Raw genomic sequence first — 20,932 nt, forward strand, 5'->3', positions numbered from 1 at the left:
CCTAGGTTACGGTGACCTACGTGTGGATCGAGGTGTTGCTGCTCGCCAAGCTGGCCAGGCAGCCTATGCACGGCTATGAGCTGCGCAAACAGGTCGAGGAGTCGAGTGGGCGGGCGCTGTCCAACAACTCGCTCTACCCGGCGTTGCGCCGGTTCGCCGAGGCCGGCGCGGTTACCCGGGCCGCCGAGCCGCAGGAGGGCAAGCCGCCCCGGCACATCTACACGATCACCGACGTCGGGCGGGAGCTGCTGCACGACCTGCTCGCCGACCTGCCCCCCGACCTGGCCGGCGATTCCGCCGAGTTCCTGGCGCGGGTGGCCAGTTTCCGCTGGCTGGCGCCGGACGAGCGGGTGGCGGTGCTCGACGCCCGCGTCGGCGCGCTGACCGCGCAGGCGGACCGGATGGCCAAGCTGGCCGCGGCGCAGGCGGACCCGTGGAGCCGGCTGGTGCTCGACGAGGTCGGCCGCCGCCTGGCCGACGAGCAGGACTGGCTCGCGACGCTGCGTGCGCGGGCCCGGAAACCCTTACCCGAGGAGGAACTTCGATGACGACCACGGAGCGCGCGCCCCAGCTGCCGTTCGAGCGGCCGAACGTGCTGGAGATCGCGCCGCTGTACCGGGTGCTGCGCCGCGAGGGCCCGCTCGTGCGCGTGACCACGCCGGCCGGCGACCCGGCCTGGCTGGTGACCGCCTTCGAACAGGCGCGGGAGATCTTCGCCGACCCGCGCTTCGGCCGCTCGCACCCGGCGCCGAAACAGGCCTCGATGATCTCGGACGCCGCAGTCCTGTCCGGCCCGCAGGGCGACTACGAAACCGAGCGGGCTTCCCACTCTCGGCTGCGGAAACTGCTGGTGCCCGCCTTCTCGGCGAACCGCATGCGCCGCCTCGGCGACCACATCCAGGAGCTGGCCGACCGCTGCCTCGACGAGCTGGCGGCGGCGCACGACGCGGCGCCGGGCGAGCCGGTGAACCTGCACGAGTTCCTGTCGTTCCCGTTGCCGGTGCTGGTGATCTGCGAACTGCTGGGCGTGCCGTACGAGGACCGGGCCAAGTTCCGCGACCTGTCCGACCGCGTCGGCGTGCTCGACAGCGGCGGTGACGCGCAGGTGGCGATGGACGAGTTCGCCGCGTACATGGGGGAGCTGGCCGAGGCGAAGCGTACCGAACCGGGTGAGGACGTCGTCTCCGACCTGGTGGCCGCGCAGGCCGACGATCCGACGTTCACCGACGACGACCTCGGGCGCCTCGCCGCGGGCCTGCTCTTCGCCGGGCACGAGACGACGTCGAACCGCATCGACCTCGGCGTGCTGCTCCTGCTCACGGACCTGAGCCGCCGCGACGCGCTGATCGCCGACCCCGAGGGCCGCGTGCACGGCACCGTCGAGGAGATCCTGCGGATGTCCGCGCCGGGCGGGCTCGGCCTGCTCCGCTACGCCCACGACGACGTCGAGATCGGCGGCGTGATCATCCGGACCGGCGACGCCGTGATCATCTCCACCGCGTCGGCGAACCGGGACGGCTCGGTGTTCGACCACCCCGACGAGTTCGATGTGGACCGCAAGCCCAACTCCCACATCTCGTTCGGCTACGGCGGGCACTTCTGCATCGGCGCCAGCCTGGCCCGCACCGAGCTGCGGGTCGTGTTCGGCACCCTGTTCCGCCGGTTCCCCGGCCTGCGCCTGGCCGTGCCCGCCGAGGAGCTGGACGTGCGGTCGAACCGGCTGACCGGCGGGGTGGAGAGCGTGCCCGTCACCTGGTGAAGGCCGGCCACAGTGGACGCTGCGGGCGTCCACTGTGGTCACGGTCGTTCGGCTCCGGCCGGGGTGAGCAGGTCCTCGAAGCCGAGCCGCCGGAAGAAGTCCGCGCGGATCCGGTCGCCGAGGTCGAACACCGGCTCCGCGCCGTCGTGCATCGGGTCGACGTGCACGCGGAACGGCCGATGGCCCTTCGGCAGCCCGACCACGCGCACGATCTCGCGGGCGACCTCGGCCGGGTCCGCGTCGGGCGGGGCGAGCTCGGCCTGGCGCGCGGGGATGTCCTCCATGATCCCGGCGTACAGCTCCTCGTACGCCCGCTCCACCTCGGTGTCGGCGGCGTGGCCGGCGTGCGCGTAATGATTGGTGCCGGTGGTGAACGCGCCCGGGACGATGATGCTGGTGTCCACGCCGAACCGCGCCAGCTCGGCCGCGTAGCTCACCGCGAGCGCGTCTTCGGCGGCCTTCGCGGCGAAGTACGGGGCGAGGTACGGCGGCACGCCGCCGCGGCTGCTGCTCGAGCCGACCCACACCACGAGCCCGTCCCGCTGCCCCCGCAGGTGGGGGAGCGCGGCGCGGTTGACCCGCTGCGTGGACAGCACATTGGTGTCGTACACCTGCGCGAACTGCTCCACGGTGAACGCCTCGGCCGGGCCGAGCACCATGTGCCCGGCGTTGTGCACGACCACGTCCAGCCGGCCCGCCTCGTCCAGCACCCGCCGGATCGCGGCGTCCACTGAGGACTGATCGGAGACGTCCATCTCCCAGGCGTGCAAGGAAACCGAGTGCGCACGGGCGTAGTCCGCCAGCTCGGTGACCGCGGGCGCATTGCGGCCGGTGGTGGCCCGCATCCCGGCGTAGACGGTGTGGCCGGCGTCGGCGAGGGCGCGGGCGGTCATGGCGCCGAACCCGCTCGACGCCCCGGTGATCACGATGGTCTTCGACATGACGTTTCTCCTTGCCTGAAAGGGTGTTTCCGGGAGATCAGATGACGCCACCGTTGGTGTGGAGCACCTGGCCGTTGACCCAGCGCGCCGGGCCGGCGAGGAACGCGACGGTCTCCGCGACGTCCTCGGGCACGCCGAGGCGCTCCAGTGGCGCCATCTTCGCGAGCTGGTCGACGGTCGCCTCGTCCTTGCCGTCGAGGAACAGCGGGGTCGCGGTCGGACCGGGGGCCACGGCGTTCACGGTGATGTCGCGGCCGCGCAGCTCACGGGCCAGGATCAGGGTGATCGCGTCGACCGCGCCCTTGGTGGCGGCGTAGCCGGTGTAGCCGACCAGGCCGATCTTCACCACCGAGGACGAGAAGTTGATCAGCGCGCCGCCGCGGCGCAGGCGTCGTGCGGCCTGCTGGCCGACGACGAACGTGCCGCGGACGTTGGTGCGGTGCATGCGGTCGAAGTCGTCGAGGTCCAGCTCGGCCAGCGGCGCCAGCAGCATCACCCCGGCCGTGTGCACGACCACGTCGACGCCGCCGTAACGCTGCTCCGCCGTGTCGAACAGGGCCGCGACCTGCGTTTCGTCGGCGACGTCGGCCTGCGCGGCGCTCGCCGTGCCGCCCGCGGCGGTGATGGCCTCGACGACTTCCTCGGCGCGGGCCGGGTTGCCGGCGTAGTGGACGAGCACGCTCATCCCGTCGGCGGCCAGCCGCCGCGCGACCGCCCGGCCGATCCCGCCGGACCCCCCGGTGACGATCGCGACGCGGGTGTTCTCGGTGCTGCTCATGGCCTGTCTCCGTCCGTATCGGTGTTTCGCTCTGTTGATAGCGAAGTTACGCGCTCGGACGTAGCGGGGCTAGGGGCTTCTCGTAGCAACGCTATGATCTGCGTAACATTGCTACGCCGCGCTGATATCTGCGCTAGGGTGGCGGCCATGGACGTGCGATCGCAGATGCTGGAGGCGGCGGAGAAGCTGCTCGACGCCTCGCCGGACCGCGACATCTCCACGCGGGCCGTCTGCGAGGCGGTCGGGGTCGGCGCGCCGATGCTCTACCGGCTGTTCGGGGACAAGAACGGCCTGCTCAGCGCGGTCGTGGACCACGGTTTCGACCGGTACCTGGCCACCAAGCGGGCGGCCGAGCCGTCGTCGGATCCGGTGGCCGATCTGAAGACGGGCTGGGACACGCACGTCGCCTTCGCCAAGGCGCACCCCGCGGTCTACCGGCTGATGTATTCGCCGAGTTTCGCCGATGTGCCGAGCACGGCGCAGGAGGCGCTCCGGCTCTTGCGCGAGGTCCTGGTCCGCTGCGCCGCGGCGGGCCGGCTGCGGATCGACCCGGACGTCGCGGCCCAGCGGATCATGGCGGCGAACATCGGCGTCGCGCTCAGCTTGGTGAGCCAGCCGGAGACGCACACCGACCCCGACCTCTCGACCCGAGTCCGCGACGCGGTCCATGACAGCCTGCTGGTCCCCGCCGGCAAGAAGCCCGCGAAGAGGGCCGATGCGCCGCTGCCCGGTGCCGCGTTGCAGCTGGCCGCGGTGCTGCGCACCGAGCCGACTTCGTTGGGGGAGCAGGAAACGCAGCTGTTGCTGAAGTGGCTCGACAGCCTGGCTGTGCCTTCGGGGAAACGCTCGCACTAGGCGTGATGTCCAGGAAGGTCGTACCGGGTTGAGGATGTGACGGCTTGTCGTGCAGCGAGGTGAAGGCCTCTGGTTGTGAGACTAGCTCTGTTCGATGCGGACCATGTTGCCCGCGGGGTCGCGGACGGCGGCGTCGCGAGCACCCCACGGCTGGCTGACGGGCTCCTGCACCACGTCGGCGCCGGGGGAGCCGGCGACCTTCTCGAAGGTCTCGTCCAGGTTGTCGCTGCTGAACTGGAGTGGGCGCAGCTCGCCCTTCGCGAGCAGGGCGGCGAGGGCGTCGCCGTCCTCCTGGGAACGGCCGGCGTGCGGCTGGGACAGCACGATCTGGATCTCGGGCTGGCTGGCCGTCGCGAGCGTGATCCAGCGGAAGCCGCCTTGGGACACCTCGTTGCGCACGGTGAGCCCGAGGGTGTCGCGGTAGAAGGCGAGCGCGGCGTCCGGATCGTCGACGAGGACGTGCACGTGGCTGATGGAAACGGTCATGGGCACCGACGCTAGCCGGAAGCGGGTCCGGGCGCTTCTCCGAAACTGATCGGCTCTCGTCCTCGGCCCCGAGCGCCTCGTCCCTGCGCTGAGAAGTCCTTACACGCTCTGCTTCTGACCATCCTCGTCGAACCGGGCTTGCGTGGCGAGGATGTCGGTGGCGTTGTCGCGGAGCCAGTAGAAGAGCGTGGACAGCGACTCGCCGGTGCCACGGCCGAGCGGGGTCAGCCCGTAGCTCACCTGCGGCGGGGTGGTGGGCTCGACCGTGCGCCAGACCAGTCCGTCGCGGACCAGGGTGCGCAGCGTCTGCGACAGCATCTTCTCGCTGACCCCGTCGATCGACCGGCGCAGCTCGAAGAACCGCAGTTCCTTGTCCCGCAGGGCGATCAGCACCCACACGCCCCAGCGGCTGGTGACGTGGTCGAGCACCGTGCGCGCCGGGCAGTCGGTGTGAAACACCTCATAACCCTCCGCTTCGGCGCGCCCCCTGAACTGCGTCCATTCCTCCATGTCGTGAGCTTACTTCGAAGTGCGTCCTTACCGTCCGGCCAAGCGCTTCCTAACGTCGTGGCCACGGGGGAACCGACGGAGGAGAGCGGGAAGATGATCGTGGTGACAGGGGCGACCGGCAACGTCGGCCGCCCGCTCGTGGCGGCGCTGGCGGCGGCGGGCGCACAGGTGACGGCGGTATCGCGGAGCAAGCCGGCGGAGTGGCCGTCCGGCATCGCGCACCGGCGCGCGGACCTGGCCGAGCCGGAAGGACTCCGGCCGGTCCTGGACGGCGCGGACGCGCTGTTCCTCTTCCCACAGGGCCCGGCCGACGCGCTGGTCGACGTCGCGAAGGCCGGGGGAGTGCGAAGGATCGTGCTGCTGTCCTCGCAGGGCGCCGGCACCAGGCCCGGCGCGTACGCCCATTTCGCCGGGTTCGAGCGTGCGGTGCGGAACTCCGGGCTGGCCTGGACCGTGCTGCGTCCGGGCGGCTTCGCGACAAACACGTTGGCGTGGCAGGAAAGCATCCGTGTCAACTGGACGGCCGCCGCACCTTTCGGGGACGTCGCCCTCCCGTTCGTCGACCCGGCCGACGTGGCCGAAGTGGCGGCGAAAGTGCTGCTGGGCGACGGGCACGCGGGCCGCGTCTACGAGCTGACGGGCCCGGCTCCGCTCACGCCGCGGGAGCGCGCGCACGCCATCGGCGAGGCACTGGGTGTGGCCGTGCGCTTCCTCGACCAGAGCCCGGCGGACGCGCGTGCCGAAATGGCGGCGCAGGTGCCCGGCCCGATCGCCGACGCGACGCTCGCGGTGCTCGGTGACCCGCTGCCCGCGGAACGGCGGGTCAGCCCTGACGTCGAGCGGATCCTGGGCCGCCCGGCGCGGTCGTTCGCCGAGTGGGCCGCGCGTTCCGCCGCGGCCTTCGAGTAGGGGCCGCGCCGTGCCGATGACGCGCGTACTCGATTCGACGATGTTCCACCGCGAGACCGGCGCGGGCGCGCCGATGGTCTTCCTGCACGGGAACCCGACCTCGTCCTACCTCTGGCGGCACGTGCTGCCCGCGGTGGGCGAGCCCGGCCGGCTGCTCGCGCCGGACCTGATCGGCATGGGCGAGTCGGGAAAACCGCCGCTCGCCTACACCTTCGACGACCACGCCCGCTACCTCGACGCCTGGTTCGACGCACTCGGCCTCGACCGGGTCGTGCTCGTCGGCCACGACTGGGGCGGCGCGCTCGCGTTCGACTTCGCCGCCCGCCACCCTGGCCGCGTCCGCGGGCTCGCGTTCACCGAGACGATCGTGAAAGCCATGGCGTGGCACGAGTTCCCGGACGGCGGCCAGGAGCTGTTCCGCGCGCTCAAGACCCCGGGCGCCGGCGAACAACTGGTGCTCGAAGACAACAGCTTCCTCCGGGACGGGCTGCCGGCCTCGACGCGGACCACCTTGGCCGCCGCCGATCTCGAGGCCTACCTCCGCCCGTACCCGACGCCGGAAACCCGCCGGCCGCTGCTGAACTGGGCGCGGTCGATGCCACTGGGCGGCGAGCCCGCGGACGTCGTCGCGCGGGTGAACCGGTACGTCGCCTGGCTGTCGGCCGGCGCGGAGGTGCCCAAGCTGCTGGTCACCTTCGAACCGGGCCCGGGCGCGATGCTGGGGCCGCGCCTGCACGCGTGGTGCGCCGAGACCTACGCGGCCCTCGAAGTGGCCCACCACCCGGTACCCGCCGGGCACCACACCCCCGAGGACCAGCCCGCCGCGCTCGCCGCCTCACTCGCGAACTGGGCCGACGCGCACGGCCTGCGCTCCTAGAGCAGGCTGCCTGGCACCGTCCACTTTGTACACAGGGTGCGAACACGCCGGCGGTGTACGGGCTGTCGTTCGCCACCGCGCTGATCACCGAGGATCAAGCGGCCAGGCTGGTTACGGCGCTGGTGGAGCCACCTCGAGCCGGGTGAGCAGGCCGGTCAGCGCGAGGCCCAGCGGCTGGTCCACGAGTACGTCCGCGTAGCTGTCGCCGCGCGTCTCGCCGTGGTTGACGATCAGCACGGGCTTGCCGGTTTTCGCGGCGTGGCGGACGAAGCGCAGGCCGGACATCACCGTGAGGGAAGAGCCGAGGACCAGCACCGCGGCAGCCTCGTCGACCAGCCGGTAGCAGCGCTCGACGCGGGCCCGCGGCACGTTCTCGCCGAAGAAGACCACGTCCGGTTTCAGCACGCCCGCGCAGGCCGTGCAGGGGACCAGGCGGAACGAGCGGACGACGTCCTCGCCGAGTTCGGCGTCGCCGTCCGGGTTCATCCGGGTGACGGTGCCGCCGAAGCCGGGATTGGCCTCGCGCAGCCGGGCGTCCAGCTCCTCGCGAGCGCTGGACCGGCGGCAGCCCAGGCAGATCACGCGGTCGAGGTTGCCGTGCAGCTCGACCACGCCCGGGGTGCCGGCCGCGCGGTGCAGGCCGTCGACGTTCTGCGTGATCACCCCGGACAGGTGCCCGGCGGCCCGCAGCGCGGCGACGGCGTGGTGGCCGGCGTTCGGCGCCGCCCGCGCGATGGTCCGCCAGCCCAGGTGGCTGCGCGCCCAATAGCGGCGGCGGCCGTCCTCGCCGGCGACGAACTCGCCGTAGGTCATCGGGGTGTGCCGGCGCAGGCTGCCGGATTCGCCGCGGTAGTCCGGGATGCCGGACTCGGTGGAGATCCCGGCGCCGGTGAGCGCCACGACCCGGCCGGCGGCCAGCGCCCGGGCCACCTCGGCGAGGGTGCCGGTGCGCGGGAGCGGCTCCCCGGTGCCGGCCCAGGTCAACGTCGGTCGTGTGCGCACCCGCCCAGTTTACGGGCGGGCCAGCTCGCGCTCGAGGTCCTCCAGGCTGCGGCCCTTCGTCTCCGGCATCAGCTTCTTCACGAACACGAACGCCAGCGCCGTCATCACGGCGAAGAACAGGAAGTTCAGCCCCGCGCCGAACCGGGCCAGCAGCGGCGGGAAGACCAGCGCGACGGCCAGGTTGAACAGCCAGTTGAGCACCACGCACAGGCCCACCGCGGCCGCGCGGACCCGCAGCGGGAACAGCTCCGGCAGCGCGACCCACTGGACCGGGCCCCAGGACACGGAGAACGACGCGACGTAGACCACGATGCCCGCCAGCGTCAGGCCGAGCAGCAGCGGCCCCGTGGCCATCCCGGACAGGTTGGCCGCGGCCAGCAGGATCATCGCGCCGCACATGCCCAGCGCGCCGGCGAGCAGCAGCGGCCGCCGCCCGGCGCGGTCGATCAAGCGCATCGCGGGCAGCGTCATCAGCATGTTGACGGCGCCGATGCCGACGTTCGCCAGAATCGCGCCGGAGGAGCCGAAGCCGACATTGGTCAGCAGCGTCGGGGCGTAGTAGATGATCGTGTTGATCCCGACGAAGTTCTGGAAGAACACCAGCAGCAGGCCGACGGTGAACACCTTCCGCAGGCGGCCGCCGGTGAGCATGCGCAGCCGCAGCGGCTCCTCGTTCTCGGCCGCGGCGCGGGCGCCGGCGCGGATTTCGGCCAGCTCCGCCTCGGCGACGGCCTCGCTGCCGCGCAGCCCGGTGAGGACCTGCTTGGCCCCGGCGTCGTCCTGTTCGGCCACGACCAGCCAGCGCGGGCTCTCCGGCTGGGTGTAGATCCCGGCCATGAGCAGCACGGCGGGCACCACGCCCAGCCCGATCATCCACCGCCACGCGCCCGCGCCGGACAGCGCGTAGTCGGCGAGGTAGGCGACCAGGATGCCGATCGTGACCAGCAGCTGCATCAGCGACGTGAGCTTGCCGCGGATCTCCTTCGGCGCCAGCTCGGACAGGTACATCGGCACCACCACCGACGCGATGCCGACGCCGATGCCCATCACGAACCGGAACGCCACCAGCAGCGGCGCGCCGCCGGCCAGCGCGGCGCCGAGCGTGCCGACGGTGAACACCGCGCCGGAGGCCAGGATCATCCGGCGCCGGCCCAGCGAGTCGGCCAGCCGCCCGGCCAGGCCCGCGCCCGCCATCGACCCGGCGAGCAACCCGGAGACGACCAGGCCCTGCGCGATCGGGCTGAGCGGGATGTCGCGGCCGATGTAGAGCAGCGCGCCGGAGATCACGCCGGTGTCGTAGCCCCAGAGGATCCCGCCGAGCGCGCCGAAGAACCAGATGCCGAAGTTCGATTTCCGGTGCCCGTTCACCTGATGATCATGGCCCGGTAAGGGGACATTCGCCCGATGGGACCTGATTTTCGGTATGGGTCAAGGAAATCATGTGACTTCGGGATCCGGGTGATTCAGTTCCGGGAGCGCTGGGTACCCGTCAGTCATGTGGTTAGCGTTGGGCACCCCGGTGTTCCTGATGGTCGGCGCCGTTCTGATGGAGCGGGTCGAACAGCGTTGCGCGGTGGTGCAGCGCTGCGCGGAGGCACCAGCGAGATCCCGCGTGCGCGTGGCGGAACCCGCTCCGGAGCGCGAGGTCCGGCGGCCCTTGGCGGTCGTCGGCGGCGCCCCGGTGTGGAGCTGATCCGCGGACCACAAAGGACTTCCTGTTTTTCGTGCTGCGCCTGGGAACGCCGCACGGGCGGCGGGAACGCCGGTGCAGCATCGGCCATGGCCGGTGACGGCCAGGGACGATGGCCGGTGCTGCACCTGCGGGGACAGGGCCGGGTTTCCTCCGTCGGGGTGAGGGAGCCCGGCCCGTCCGCGCGTTCACCTCGACTTGCCGATCACCTCGTCGGTGAGCCACCGGGCGACGCCGGCGGGGTAGGGCGAGGACAGGCCGAGGATGACGTGCGAGAAGCCGGCGCCGGTCGCCTCGCGGATCGCCGCGCGGGTGGTTTCGGGCTGGTCGTAGGCGACCGGCAGGAAGATCGAGCGGGTGATCTCCGCCGGGTCGCGGCCGATCTCCTCGCAGTAGCGGTCCAGCCGGGCACTGCGGCTGATCGCGTCCTGGATGTCGCCGCCCGGGATGTTCCAGCGGTCGGCGTGCTCGGCGACCACCCGCAACGTCGCGAGGGCGCGTCCGCCGATGACGATCGGCGGGTGGGGCCGCTGCACCGGCTTGGGATTGGCGAACGCCCCGGTGAGCCGGTGGTGGGTGCCGTCGAAGTCGAACGGCTTGTCCTCGGTCCACAGCCGGCGGATCACGGTGCAGGCCTCGGCGAGGCTCTCCACGGCGTGCTCGGCGTCGTGGTAGGGCAGGCCGTGCGCGTCGTACTCGCGCCGGGCCATGGGCAGGCTGGGCCGTGAGCCGGCGCCGATGCCGAACTCGAGCCGTCCGCCGGAGACGACGTCGACGGTCGTGGCGATCTTGGCCAGTACCGCGGGCGGCCGGAAGCGGTTGCTGGTGACCATCAGGCCCAGGCGCAGCCGCTCGGTCGACGCGGCCAGCGCCGAGAGCAGCGTCCAGCCTTCGAAGATCGGCCCGTCCGGGTCGCCGCCGATCGGCATGAGGTGGTCGAACAGCCAGGCGTGCTCGATCTCGGGGATCCGGTCCGCTTCGCGCCAGACGCGGTGCACGTCGGCGTAATCGACCTGCTGCGGGGCGGTCATGAGGCCGAAACTGGGGTGGGACATGGGTTTGCGGTCCTTTCTTCGCTTCCGGCCGGGTCAGCGGCGGCGCAGGGCCGGGTCGAGCAGCGCGGGCGGGGTGTCGAACTTCTCGTGCGGGGCCAGGTCGACGCCGGGCGCGACCACGGAGTCGATCGCGTCGAGCACGTCGGCACCGAGCACGGTGTCCGCGGCGGCGAGCTGCGAATCCAGGTGGCCCAGGGTGCGGGGGCCGATGATCGCGCTGGTCACGCCGGGATGCGCGGTGACGAACCCGAGCGCGAGCTGGATCAGGGTCAGGCCGGCGTCCTCGGCGATCTTGGCCAGCTGCTCGACCGCGTCGAGCTTGGCCCGGTTGGCCGGGACGGCGGGGTCGAAGCGCTCCGGCAGCATCGCCGAGCGGTGGGTGGTGACCTCCCGGCCCTCGCGGACGGCGCCGGACAGCCAGCCCGACGCGAGCGGGCTCCATACCAGCACACCGAGCCCGTACTCCTCGGTCACCGGCAGCACGTGGGCCTCGATCCCGCGCTGCAGGACGGAGTAACCGGGCTGCTCGGTGACATACCGGCCCAGGTGGTGCTCGCGGGCGGCCCACTGCGCCTGCACGATGCGGTACGCGGGGAAGGTCGACGAGCCGAAGTAGCGGATCTTCCCGGCGCGCTGCAGGTCGGTCAGCGCGGAGAGCGTCTCCTCGTCGCCGGTCGTGGGGTCCCACCGGTGGATCTGGTACAGGTCGACGTGATCGACCCCGAGCCGGCGCAGGCTGTGCTCCAGCTCGGCGACCAGCCAGCGGCGCGAGCTGCCCTGCCGGTTCCGGTCGTCGCCCATCGGGTTGTTCGCCTTCGTGGCCAGCACGAGGTCATCCCGGCGCCCGGCGATGGCCCGGCCGACCATCTCCTCCGACTCGCCGTGGCTGTACCAGTCAGCGGTGTCGATCAGGTTGATCCCGGCTTCGAGCGCGCCGTCGACGATGGCGGTGGCCTCTTCCTGGGTGGTGCGGCCGATGGCGCCGAAGTTCATCGCGCCGAGCGCGAGGGTGCTGACCTGCACACCGGTGCGGCCCAAGGTGCGGTACTGCATGAGCGTGGTCCTCCGTGACGGGTTTGGCGGACGGCCCGCGGCTCTGGCATGATGAGCAAGCGGAACCTTGCTCCGCTAAACATACGGAGCGTTGTTCCGTTTTGCAACCCCGGTGGTGCCGGAGCGAGTCGTGGAAGGAGTCACGTGGTGAGTGCAGGCGGGGAGCCGGCGGCCCGGTCCAAGCGGTCGGACGCGCGGCGCAACGAGGAAACCCTGCTCGACGCGGCCGCCGCGGTGTTCGTCGCGTCGGGCGTGGAAGCGCCGGTCCGGGACATCGCGGCCAAGGCGGGCGTCGGGATGGGCACGATCTACCGCCACTTCCCGGCCCGGGCGGACCTGATCATCGCGGTCTACCGGCACCAGGTCGAGGCCCTCGCCGAGGCCGGCCCGGCCCTGCTCGAGAGCAGCGAAACCCCGCACGCCGCGCTGGCCCGGTGGATCGACCGGTTCGTCGACTTCCTGGTCACCAAACACGGCCTGGCCACCGTGCTGCGCTCCGACAACGCCGGCTTCGAGACGCTGCACGCGTACTTCCTCGACCGCCTGGTGCCGGTGTGCGCCGAGCTGCTCGACGCCGCGGCCGCGGCCGGCGAGATCCGCTCGGATCTGCAGGCCATCGAAGTGATGCGCGGCGTCGGCAACCTCTGCATCGGCGCCGAGTCCGACTCCCGCTACGACGCGCGCCGGCTCGTCGAGGTGCTTATCGCCGGACTGCGCACGCCGCGCTGACTCGTGGCCGGGTCACCGGCCGTGGCGACGGCCGCTGCCGTCGTGGGACCCGTTGTCCGGGCTGCCGGGGTCGCTCCAGATGATCACCACGGTGCTCGGGATCGTCGGCGGGGTGCTGGATGCGGCGCTGGTGGCCGGGGTGCCGGCGGGTGCGGGCTGGTAGGTCTCGGCCGCCGGTGCGGTGCCGCCGGCCTGTTTCACCAAGGTGCGCGTCGGGGTGACGGGACGGGCGCTCGCGGGTTCCGGCGGTGCGGTCGTGGTCGTGGTGCCCGGCGCCGGGGCCGGCCGGGACTGCGGGGCCGGGGCGGCTCGCGTTCCGCTGTCACCGGGTGGCGATCCGCTGCTGCCGGTCACCGCCAGGGTGATCACGGCCGCGGCTGCCACGATCCCGGAAGCGACGATCGCGGTGCTCGGGCGCTGCAACGCCCGAGGGGCACGCCGGGCGCCTCGGCGAGGGGTGATCTCGCGCCAGTTCCCGAGCCTCGTCATGCGCTCTCCCCGTACTTGGCCGCCGTGGCGTGGTCCGCCGGGAACTGCCGGTCCAGCTCGGCGAACAGTTCGAGGGTGGTGCGCGGCTGGTCGAGGCCGACCACGCCGACGGTCTGCCCGGCCTTGGTGTACAGGGTGACCGAGCCTTCGGCCCGTCCGGCCGGCAGGCCGAGGCGGACCGACTGGTCGGCCAGGGAGGGCATCCCGGCGCCCTGGATGCGGACCTTGTGCTGTTCGGACCAGAACCGCGGCAACGGCGTGAACGCCCTCGCCCCGGCCCGGCCGGAGATCAGGCTCTCCGCGGCCGCCCGGCCCATCTCGACCGCGTTGATCCAGTGCTCGACCCGTCGTGGCACCGCGTCGAAACGCAGGTTCGGCCAGCAGGCCACGTCGCCGGCGGCGACCACGTCGGCCGCACCCGACACGTGACAGGTCGACTCGCACAGGATGCCGTCGTCGAGGGTGAGCCCGGAGGAACGCAGCCAGCTCACCCCGGGCAGGCTGCCCACCGACACCACCACGCAGTCGGCGATCACCAGGCGATCGTCGGACAGCACGAGCACGATCCCGCTGAGGGTCGGCGTCGCGACCCGGATCTCCACGCCGAGTGCGAGGTCCACGCCGTGCCCGGCGTGCAGATCCGCGAGCGTGCCGGCCAGCCGGGGGCCGAGCGCCTTGCCGCAGAGGGTCGGCGAACGGCCGATGAGCGTCACCTCGCGGTTCATCTCGCGCAGGGTGGACGCCAGCTCGCAGCCGGTGAACCCGGTGCCGATGACCGCGACCCGGCCCTTGGTGGCGGCGAGGCCGGCGGCCAGCGCGTTCGCCTCGCCCAGGGTGCGCAACACGTGCACTCTCGGGTCGTGCCAAGGGATTCCGGGCACGCGGCGGGGTTCCACGCCGGTGGCGATGATCAGCCCGTCGTAACCGAGTTCCTCGCCGCCGGCCAGCTCGACCACCCGCCGGGCCGGATCCAGCCGCCGCGCGGTGCAGTTCAGCCGCCAGCGGGCGCCCAGCTCGGTGTACGCGGGAACGCCGAGGTCCCGTTGCTTCCACTCGCCGGTGAGCAGCTGCTCCGACAGGGCGGGCCGGTGGTAGGGCTTGTGCGGCTCCTCGCCCACGATGGTGACCTGCCCGCCGAACCCGATCTCCCGCAGCCGTTCGGCCGCTCGCAGCCCGGCCGGCCCGGCACCGGCGATGACGATCCGTTCCATGGCTTTCACCGCTGTTCGGCGGACAAGGAGATGGCGCGCATCGGGCAGACCCGCGCGGCCGCCCGGGCGGCTTCGACGTGGTCGTCGGAGACCTGCTCGATGTAGCGCAGCCGATCGTCCTCGGTCAGCTGGAACAGGTCCGGCGCCTCGGCCTGGCAGAACCCGTAGAGGTGGCAGCGTGCGTTGTTCACACTGATCCCGACCGGGGTGACGAGCCGCAGGGTACGGCGAGGGCTCAAGGCGGGTTCTCCTTCCTGGTCAGCCGCCGATCAGCCCGGCGGAGGCGAGCACGCGGGACGGGACGAACCGCAGCACGCACACGAGCACGGCGGGCGCGAGCACGGTGAGCCCGGCCAGCCACAGCACGTCGAGGTGGCCGTTGGCCGAGGCGCCCAGCCAGCTGTGCGCGACGACCAGCCCGACCGCGACGTAACCGAGCTGGTGGAACCGCAGCCACCGCCGGTAGCCGGCGACGCGGTTTCTCAGCCCCGCGGTGACCGCGATCGCGATCAGCAGCTCGAGCCCCACGATCCCGGCCGCCCAGCGCACCGTGCCGCCGCCGGCCATCGGCACGGTCAGCAGCAGTGGGCCGAACCGCTCGTCCGCGTCGGTGAGCAGCAGGAACGCCGCGGCGTGCAGCACTCCGAACGCGATGGTGAAGGTGGCGAGCACCAGGTGCGCGCCGCGCACGGCGGGCCGCCCGCTGAGCCGCCCGACCCACCCGGTCGCGGCGAACACGCCCCAGACGACGGTCAGGCAGGAGAACAGGTAAGCCAGCCGGGAGGACAGCTGGGCAACCTGCCGGACCCCGGCGTCGTACGGGGAGTGCGCCACGGCGGTGGCACCGAGCAGCAGCATGGGCATCCTGGCCTCTTCACTCGGCGAGACGAGAGAACGCGCACCCGTCACGGGGCCGTGCTGGAGCCCTTCGACGTGGCCTCGGACGCGGTGTGGCGGCGCCCGTTGGATATTTTCGAGTCATGCGAACGCGTTGATATTTGCGTACACAGATTACTCACAGGAAGCCGCCATTCGGGCTAATCGGGACTAGTCTGAATCGATTATTCGACTACTCTGAGTGCGTGTACCGGTGATCGAAAACCCCTGGTGCCGTCTGCCGGGTGGCCAGTCCGGGTTACTCCGCGGCCCCGCTGGTCAGCGTCTGGTACCAGGCGTCCCATGGGTGGTTGGTCGCCGCGTAGTTGGCGGGCGGGCTGGTCGCGAGGGAGGCCGAGTCGAAGTCCCAGCCGCGGACGAGGTGGCCGGACTGGCGGGCCGCGACGATGAACGCCGACTCCGTCGCGGGGGCGCCGTAGAACAGCGCGTCCGGCTGGAGTTCGGCCGGGTCGCCCTTCTGGTACTCGTCGAAGGCGATCTGCGGGTACTGGACGCGGGCGCCGGTGACGCGGTCGGTGGAGTAGCGCAGGGTCTGCGCGGGGGTGGGGCCGTCGGCGCCGGTCGTCACGGAGACGCGGGCGGAACCGGAGACGGCGGTGGTGGTGTCGTAGCGGGCGTCGGCGGTCTTGGCGTTTCCGGTCCAGGCCACGGTTTCGCCGGACAGCGTGCCGGTCCACTGCCAGTTCTGCTGGCTCGACTGGCTGCGGTGGATCTCGCGGACTCCGGTGCCGGTGAAGGCGACCGTCGGGAGCACACCGTTGTCGTACTGGTGGCTCGGCGACCAGGTGATCTCGCCGTCCGCGCCGAGCTGCCCGGTGTGGTACCAGAGCGTGGCGGCGGTCTGCGACTGGTGCACCTCGACGATCCGGCCGGCGTCGTCCAGCGCGACGGCCGGGGTCTGGCCGCTGTCGTAGCGGCCGTGGCGGTTCCAGGTGACGCGGCCGTCGGCCCCGTAGGTCCCGGTCCAGTACCAGAGCGCGCCCGCGCCGGAGTCGTGCACCTCGACGACCTGGCCGTGCCCGTTCAGCGCGATCGCGGGGTGGTAGCCGACGTCGCGGCGGTACTCCGCGCGCGTGCCGCTGTCGCCCGAGAGCAGCGTGAGTACCTTGCCGCGCAACGAATCCGTGCTCGCACCGGCCGGGTAGTCCTTCGCGGCCAGCAGCCGGGAGCCGAACGCCGACCGGATCTCCTGGTTCACCGCGGTCAGGTTCCCGGCGGCGAACGACGGGTTGTCCGTGAGGTCGTCCTTGAGGTCCAGCATCACGACGATCGGTGCGGCCGCCGAGTGCGCGGCGGACCAGGTGTTCACCACGGCCAGCCAGTCGCGCAGGTTGTTCGAGGCCGGGTTGCCCGCGTGGTCCACCAGATCGCCGGGGCTGCCGTGGCCGATGCCGTAGTCGTGGCTGGTCGCGTAGCCGTTGTCGTGCACGTCGAACTCGATGAAGCGGACGCCGTGGTCGAGCTGGTAGGAGATGGCGCCTTTGGCCCCGTCGACGTTGCCGGAGTAGCTGTTGTGGGTCGCCTTGAACACGGTCGAGGTGAACGGCTGGGCGGCGGCCGCGGGCGCCGCGCCGGTGGTGAGCAGGACTGTGCCGGTAAGCATGGCCAGCGCAGTCAGCGCGGGAGTGCGGAAGCGGAGCATGGGGACCCCCGGATCGGGTGGTGGGGAAGGCGGGAAAATCGTAGCGATCTTCGCGCGGGTCCGTGGCATCTTCGGGCGATGCCGGACAACACCGCGGAAAACTTTGCCGACCACCTCGGGGACCTGCTCGGCGCGCTGCCGGGCGTCGAGGCGGTGGCGCTGGGCGGCTCGCGGGCCCAGGGCACGCACCGGCCGGACAGCGACTGGGACGTGTCGGTCTACTACCGCGGCGGGTTCGACCCCGCCGGCCTGCGCGCCCTCGGTTTCCCGGGCGAGGTCTCGGAAATCGGCGCCTGGGGCGGCGGGGTGTTCAACGGCGGCGCATGGCTGACGGTCGGCGGTCGCGCCGTCGACGTCCACTACCGCGACCTGGCGTCCGTGGAACACGAGCTGGCGGAGGCCCGCGCGGGCCGGTTCCGCTGGGAGCCGCTCGCCTTCCACCTGGCCGGCATCCCGAGTTACCTGGTGGCCGGGGAACTGGCGATCAACCGGGTGCTGCGCGGCCGGCTGCCGCGGCCGGACTACCCGGACGCACTGCGCCGAACGGCGCCGCAGTTCTGGCGCGCCGCCGCCGACCGCACCCTGGACTACGCCGAAGCCGCCTACGCGTCGCGCGGCCGCCTGACCGAGACGGCCGCCTCACTCGGCGTCGCCGCACTGCAGACGGCGCACGCCGTGCTCGCCGCCCGCGGTGAATGGGTCACGAACGAGAAAACCCTGCTGGAGCGCGCAGGTTTGCGCCCGCTCGACGCCACCTTGGCCGCACTCGCCGCCGACCTCCCCGGCGGCTTCGCTGCCGCTGCGGCGATGCTCCGGGCTGCCGGGTGAATCGATGGGCCGGGTGAGCTTGCCGGTTGAGTACGCCCGGGTGAGCTTGCCGATCTTGCCGGACAGGGGTCGGGGGGTGAGTTTGCCGAGATAGGTCCGGGTCCGCTGCCGGGCGGCCCTGTGGGGTGATTGGAGACGGTGGTGGGCCCGGTGCCGGGCGGGCCCGAGACGCTTGTGGGTCTGGTCCGCCGCTGGGCGCCCTTGCCGGTCGAGTACGCCCGGGTGAGTTTGCTGATTTTGCCGGGCACGGGCCGGGGGTCCGGTCGGCCGCCGAATGAGTTTGCCTGGCGGCCCCGAGACGCTTGTGGGTCTGGTCCGCCGCCGGGTGAGCTTGCCGGTCGAGTACGCCCGGGTGAGTTTGCTGATTTTGCCGGGCACGGGCCGGGGGTCCGGTCGGCCGCCGGGTGAGTTCGCCGGGCGGGCCAAGACACTCGTGGGTCCGGTTCGCCGGGCGACCTTGCGGGGTGACCGGAGGCGGCCGCAGGCCCGGCGCCGGGTGAGTTTGCCAGGTGGCCCAAGGCGCTTGTGGTCCTGGTTCGCCGCTGGGTGGCGTTGCTGATTTTGCCGGGTACGGGTCAGGCGGCCCGGTCGGCCGCCGGGTGCGTTTGCCTGGCGGCCGACCGGGCCCGCCGCCGGGGGACTTTGCGGGGTGACCGGAGGAGGGCCCGCCGCCGGGTGAGGCTGCCAGGCGACCGACGCAGTTCGTGAGACACGCCCGCAGCCGCGTGAACTCGCCGGGCGAGGCGGAGACGGTCACGGGCCCGGGCGGCTGCGATGGGCCGGGCCGTCGGGAACTGCCCGGCAGAGCGCCTCTGACCGAGGGCGGAGAGTCACGATCGGGGGAAGTTCGGGCAGCGGGCGGGAGGTCGTGACCTCGTTGATGCCGGACCTCCGACGGCGGGTCCGGGCGACGCGCTAGCGTTGGGGTGGGAGAGGCCAGTGATGCGACGACCCGGACGTCCGAGAGGAGGACCGTCATGACCGAGCTGCCTGCCGGAGCGGGAAAGAAGCCGCTCAGCCGTGTGGCGGTGACTCGGCGGAGCGTGGTCGTGGCGATCTTCGTCGGCGCGGTGGTGACGTACGCCGTCGTCGAGGGGCAGACCTTCACGGAGGCGCTGCGGGGAGTGGCCGGGGCCTCGCCTCAGTGGCTGCTGATCGGGCTGGCCGCCACGGTGGGCTCGATGGTCGCGTTCGCGGTGATGCGGGCGCTGACCCTGGCCGCGGCCGGTTCGCGGGTGTCGGTCCTGCGCAACGTCGCGATCAGCTACGGCGCCGGGGCGGTCCACGCGACGCTCCCGGCCGGCGCGGTCTTCTCCACCACCTACGCCTTCCGGTCCCTGCGTCGGCAGGGCGCCTCGTCCTCGGCCATCACCTGGTCGCTCACCATCACCGGGCTGCTGTCGGCGCTCACCCTGGGCGCCGTGGGGCTGGTCGGCGTCGTGCTGAGCGGCGGGGCACTGGGCTCGGCGCCCGGCCTCGCGGTGAAGGTGCTGGTGTCGATCGCGGTGTTCGCGCTGGTGGTGCGGCTGGTCCGGAAGCCGCAGCCGCTGGTGCGGCTGGGACACCGGGTGCTGGCCTGGTACAACCGGATCCGGCGCCGTCCGGCCGGGGTCGGCCACGCCCGGCTCGACGCGATCGTCGAGGACCTCTACATCATCCGGCCGGCGGGCTACCACTGGATCGGCGCGCTGCTGCTGGCCGTCGTCAACTGGGTGCTCGACCTGGCCTGCCTCGCGGCGTGCTGCGCGGCCGTCGGCATGCACGTCGGGCTGCCGGTGCTGCTGCTCACCTACACCGCCGGCATGGCCGCGGGCAGCCTGCTCCCGGTGCCGTCCGGGCTCGGCGCGGTGGAAGCCGCGATGGCCCTGTCGCTGACCGTCTCGGGCGGCGCGGGTTCGGCGCTGGCGAGCGTCCTGCTGTACCGCGTGCTCTCCACTGGCAGCGTCGTGCTGATCGGCTGGATCGTGGTGGCCACCCAGCACTTCTGGCCGCGCCACCGGCCCGGCCGCGACGAGGCGCTCGAGGACCGGACCGGCCGCCACCTCGCCGACGTCTGAATCAGGCCTGCCGGTAGGGCCGGAAGAACTCGCGCAGCTCGGCGGCGTAGGCCTCGGGCTCCTCGAACGGCGCGAAGTGCCCGCCGCGTGGATGGTCGGTGACCCGCTGGACGTTCGCGATGCGGTCCAGCCAGCTGCGCGGCGGGAACGCGATGTCGCCGGGGAACCGCGAGAAGCCGGAGGGGACCTCGACGCGGCGGGCGTGCTGCTCGGGCGGGATCGCGGCGTTCGCGTGGTACATGCGCATGGACGAGCCGATGGTGCCGGTCAGCCAGTAGAGCGTGACATTGGTGAGGATCTCGTCCCGGGTGAAGCTGCGCTCGACGTCGCCGTCACAGTCGCTCCATGACCGGAGCTTCTCCACGATCCACGCGGCCAGCCCGGCGGGGGAGTCGTTGAGGCCGGTCGCGGCGGTCTGGGGTTTGGTGCGGTGCATGGCGGCGTACGCGCCTTCGTCCCGGCCCCAGGCGGCGGTGCCGGCGAGCCAGTCGCGTTCTTCGGTCGTGAGGTCGGCGGGGTCGCCGGTGAAGACGGGCAGGCCGGCGTCCATCCGGTGCACGGCCACGACGCGGCCGGGGTGGTCGAGCGCGAGGAACCGGCTGACGCTGCTGCCGATGTCGCCGCCCGCCGCGGCGAAGCGCGGGTAGCCCAGTTCGGTCATCAGCTCGGCCCAGAGCCCGGCGACCGCGATCGAGTCCAGCGGCGCGCCCGCGGGTGGTTCGGAGAAGCCGTAGCCGGGCATGTCGGGGACGATCACGTCGAACGCGTCGGCGGGGTCGTCCGGCTCGGCCAGCAGCGGGATCACCTTGCTGTAGCGCCAGAACGAGTCGGGCCAGCCGTGGCTGAGCACCAGCGGCAGCGCGCCCGGGACGGCCGCGCGGGCGTGCACGAAGTGGATCCCGAGGCCGCCGAGCGTGGTGCGGAACCGGGGCAGGCGCGCGAGCGCGGCCTCCTGCGCGGGCCAGTCGAAGCCGTCGGCCCAGTAGGCGACGAGCTCACGGAGATAGCCGACGTCGGCGCCGAGCGACCAGCCGGCGTCCGCCGGCGCGTCGGGCCAGCGAGTCAGGCGCAGCCGGGTGCGGAGGTCGTCGAGCGCGGCGGGATCGGCCCGCGGGGTGAAGGGTTCGATCATGGGCTCGACGGTAGTCGCGAACCCGGTCCGCG

At 72.3% G+C, this 20,932-nt stretch carries 23 protein-coding genes; 9 read left to right on the forward strand and 14 right to left on the reverse strand.

Annotated elements, in window-relative coordinates; all coding sequences use genetic code 11:
- Nucleotides 1–11: 11 nt before the first annotated feature.
- Both BMY97_RS29250 and BMY97_RS29255 read left to right on the forward strand, forming a co-directional pair.
- Nucleotides 12–548, forward strand: coding sequence for a PadR family transcriptional regulator (locus tag BMY97_RS29250; protein ID WP_245787552.1), 537 nt, complete (start codon nt 12–14; stop codon nt 546–548).
- A complete protein-coding gene (locus BMY97_RS29255; RefSeq protein ID WP_091622709.1) occupies nt 545–1,759 on the forward strand; it encodes a cytochrome P450 in 1,215 nt (404 codons plus the stop codon). The genes BMY97_RS29250 and BMY97_RS29255 overlap by 4 nt, the downstream gene beginning before the upstream one ends.
- Nucleotides 1,760–1,797: 38 nt before the next feature.
- On the opposite strand, the gene BMY97_RS29260 is transcribed toward BMY97_RS29255, so the two are convergent.
- Both BMY97_RS29260 and BMY97_RS29265 read right to left on the reverse strand, forming a co-directional pair.
- A complete protein-coding gene (locus tag BMY97_RS29260) occupies nt 1,798–2,700 on the reverse strand; it encodes an SDR family oxidoreductase (protein ID WP_091622712.1) in 903 nt (300 codons plus the stop codon).
- 37 nt (nt 2,701–2,737) lie between these two features.
- Nucleotides 2,738–3,478: an SDR family oxidoreductase gene (locus tag BMY97_RS29265; RefSeq protein WP_091622715.1), complete on the reverse strand. Its 741-nt coding sequence runs from the start codon at nt 3,476–3,478 to the stop codon at nt 2,738–2,740.
- A 147-nt stretch (nt 3,479–3,625) separates the two neighbouring features.
- On the opposite strand from BMY97_RS29265, the gene BMY97_RS29270 reads away from it, so the two are divergent.
- Entirely contained in the window at nt 3,626–4,333 is a 708-nt protein-coding gene (locus tag BMY97_RS29270) for a TetR/AcrR family transcriptional regulator (protein WP_091622718.1), read from the forward strand.
- 81 nt (nt 4,334–4,414) lie between these two features.
- On the opposite strand, the gene BMY97_RS29275 is transcribed toward BMY97_RS29270, so the two are convergent.
- Together BMY97_RS29275 and BMY97_RS29280 are read right to left on the reverse strand one after the other, a co-directional pair.
- The gene (locus BMY97_RS29275) at nt 4,415–4,819 is read right to left on the reverse strand and encodes a VOC family protein (RefSeq protein ID WP_091622721.1); all 405 of its coding nucleotides are present in this window, start codon (nt 4,817–4,819) and stop codon (nt 4,415–4,417) included.
- 99 nt (nt 4,820–4,918) lie between these two features.
- Nucleotides 4,919–5,329, reverse strand: a complete 411-nt coding sequence (locus BMY97_RS29280) for a winged helix-turn-helix transcriptional regulator (RefSeq protein WP_091622724.1) — start codon at nt 5,327–5,329, stop codon at nt 4,919–4,921.
- A 93-nt stretch (nt 5,330–5,422) separates the two neighbouring features.
- Here BMY97_RS29280 and BMY97_RS29285 point away from each other — a divergent pair, with 93 nt between their 5' ends.
- Nucleotides 5,423–6,238 carry an NAD(P)H-binding protein gene (locus BMY97_RS29285; protein WP_091622728.1) on the forward strand — a complete coding sequence of 272 codons (816 nt, stop codon included), beginning with the start codon at nt 5,423–5,425 and terminating at the stop codon, nt 6,236–6,238.
- Between the two features lie 16 nt (nt 6,239–6,254).
- Entirely contained in the window at nt 6,255–7,115 is an 861-nt protein-coding gene (locus BMY97_RS29290) for a haloalkane dehalogenase (protein ID WP_218156906.1), read from the forward strand.
- Nucleotides 7,116–7,226: 111 nt separating this feature from the next.
- Here the strand turns inward: BMY97_RS29290 and BMY97_RS29295 are convergent, their stop codons facing one another.
- Nucleotides 7,227–8,117 (reverse strand): NAD-dependent protein deacetylase, encoded by an 891-nt coding sequence (locus tag BMY97_RS29295; protein WP_091622734.1) that lies wholly within the window; start codon nt 8,115–8,117, stop codon nt 7,227–7,229.
- 9 nt (nt 8,118–8,126) lie between these two features.
- The gene (locus BMY97_RS29300; RefSeq protein WP_091622737.1) at nt 8,127–9,485 is read right to left on the reverse strand and encodes a sugar porter family MFS transporter; all 1,359 of its coding nucleotides are present in this window, start codon (nt 9,483–9,485) and stop codon (nt 8,127–8,129) included.
- 127 nt (nt 9,486–9,612) lie between these two features.
- Between BMY97_RS29300 and BMY97_RS29305 the strand changes: the two genes are divergently transcribed.
- Nucleotides 9,613–9,810, forward strand: coding sequence for a hypothetical protein (locus BMY97_RS29305; RefSeq protein WP_091622740.1), 198 nt, complete (start codon nt 9,613–9,615; stop codon nt 9,808–9,810).
- A gap of 185 nt (nt 9,811–9,995) precedes the next feature.
- Here BMY97_RS29305 and BMY97_RS29310 read toward each other — a convergent pair whose 3' ends face one another.
- Both BMY97_RS29310 and BMY97_RS29315 read right to left on the reverse strand, forming a co-directional pair.
- Nucleotides 9,996–10,862, reverse strand: a complete 867-nt coding sequence (locus tag BMY97_RS29310; RefSeq protein ID WP_091622741.1) for an LLM class flavin-dependent oxidoreductase — start codon at nt 10,860–10,862, stop codon at nt 9,996–9,998.
- Nucleotides 10,863–10,895: 33 nt separating this feature from the next.
- A complete protein-coding gene (locus tag BMY97_RS29315) occupies nt 10,896–11,915 on the reverse strand; it encodes an aldo/keto reductase (RefSeq protein WP_091622744.1) in 1,020 nt (339 codons plus the stop codon).
- A gap of 147 nt (nt 11,916–12,062) precedes the next feature.
- On the opposite strand from BMY97_RS29315, the gene BMY97_RS29320 reads away from it, so the two are divergent.
- Nucleotides 12,063–12,644: a TetR/AcrR family transcriptional regulator gene (locus BMY97_RS29320; protein ID WP_245787553.1), complete on the forward strand. Its 582-nt coding sequence runs from the start codon at nt 12,063–12,065 to the stop codon at nt 12,642–12,644.
- A gap of 12 nt (nt 12,645–12,656) precedes the next feature.
- On the opposite strand, the gene BMY97_RS29325 is transcribed toward BMY97_RS29320, so the two are convergent.
- The 5 genes from BMY97_RS29325 to BMY97_RS29345 form a co-directional block, all read right to left on the reverse strand.
- Nucleotides 12,657–13,133: a hypothetical protein gene (locus tag BMY97_RS29325; protein WP_143086328.1), complete on the reverse strand. Its 477-nt coding sequence runs from the start codon at nt 13,131–13,133 to the stop codon at nt 12,657–12,659.
- On the reverse strand, nt 13,130–14,344 hold the full coding sequence (locus BMY97_RS29330) for an NAD(P)/FAD-dependent oxidoreductase (protein ID WP_091622749.1): 1,215 nt from the start codon (nt 14,342–14,344) through the stop codon (nt 13,130–13,132). The genes BMY97_RS29325 and BMY97_RS29330 overlap by 4 nt, the downstream gene beginning before the upstream one ends.
- A gap of 5 nt (nt 14,345–14,349) precedes the next feature.
- Entirely contained in the window at nt 14,350–14,583 is a 234-nt protein-coding gene (locus BMY97_RS29335) for a ferredoxin (RefSeq protein ID WP_245787554.1), read from the reverse strand.
- 19 nt (nt 14,584–14,602) lie between these two features.
- On the reverse strand, nt 14,603–15,208 hold the full coding sequence (locus BMY97_RS29340; protein ID WP_245787555.1) for a ferric reductase-like transmembrane domain-containing protein: 606 nt from the start codon (nt 15,206–15,208) through the stop codon (nt 14,603–14,605).
- Nucleotides 15,209–15,479: 271 nt separating this feature from the next.
- Complete coding sequence (locus BMY97_RS29345) at nt 15,480–16,883, reverse strand: PI-PLC domain-containing protein (protein ID WP_091622755.1); 1,404 nt, start codon at nt 16,881–16,883, stop codon at nt 15,480–15,482.
- A 78-nt stretch (nt 16,884–16,961) separates the two neighbouring features.
- On the opposite strand from BMY97_RS29345, the gene BMY97_RS29350 reads away from it, so the two are divergent.
- Together BMY97_RS29350 and BMY97_RS29355 are read left to right on the forward strand one after the other, a co-directional pair.
- A complete protein-coding gene (locus BMY97_RS29350; RefSeq protein WP_091622757.1) occupies nt 16,962–17,711 on the forward strand; it encodes a nucleotidyltransferase domain-containing protein in 750 nt (249 codons plus the stop codon).
- 977 nt (nt 17,712–18,688) lie between these two features.
- Nucleotides 18,689–19,768, forward strand: a complete 1,080-nt coding sequence (locus BMY97_RS29355) for a lysylphosphatidylglycerol synthase transmembrane domain-containing protein (protein ID WP_091622760.1) — start codon at nt 18,689–18,691, stop codon at nt 19,766–19,768.
- Between the two features lies 1 nt (nt 19,769).
- Here the strand turns inward: BMY97_RS29355 and BMY97_RS29360 are convergent, their stop codons facing one another.
- A complete protein-coding gene (locus BMY97_RS29360; protein ID WP_091622763.1) occupies nt 19,770–20,900 on the reverse strand; it encodes an epoxide hydrolase family protein in 1,131 nt (376 codons plus the stop codon).
- Between the last annotated feature and the right edge of the window lie 32 nt (nt 20,901–20,932).

The sequence above is a fragment of the Amycolatopsis saalfeldensis genome (assembly GCF_900110575.1).
Taxonomy (GTDB): Bacteria; Actinomycetota; Actinomycetes; order Mycobacteriales; family Pseudonocardiaceae; genus Amycolatopsis; species Amycolatopsis saalfeldensis.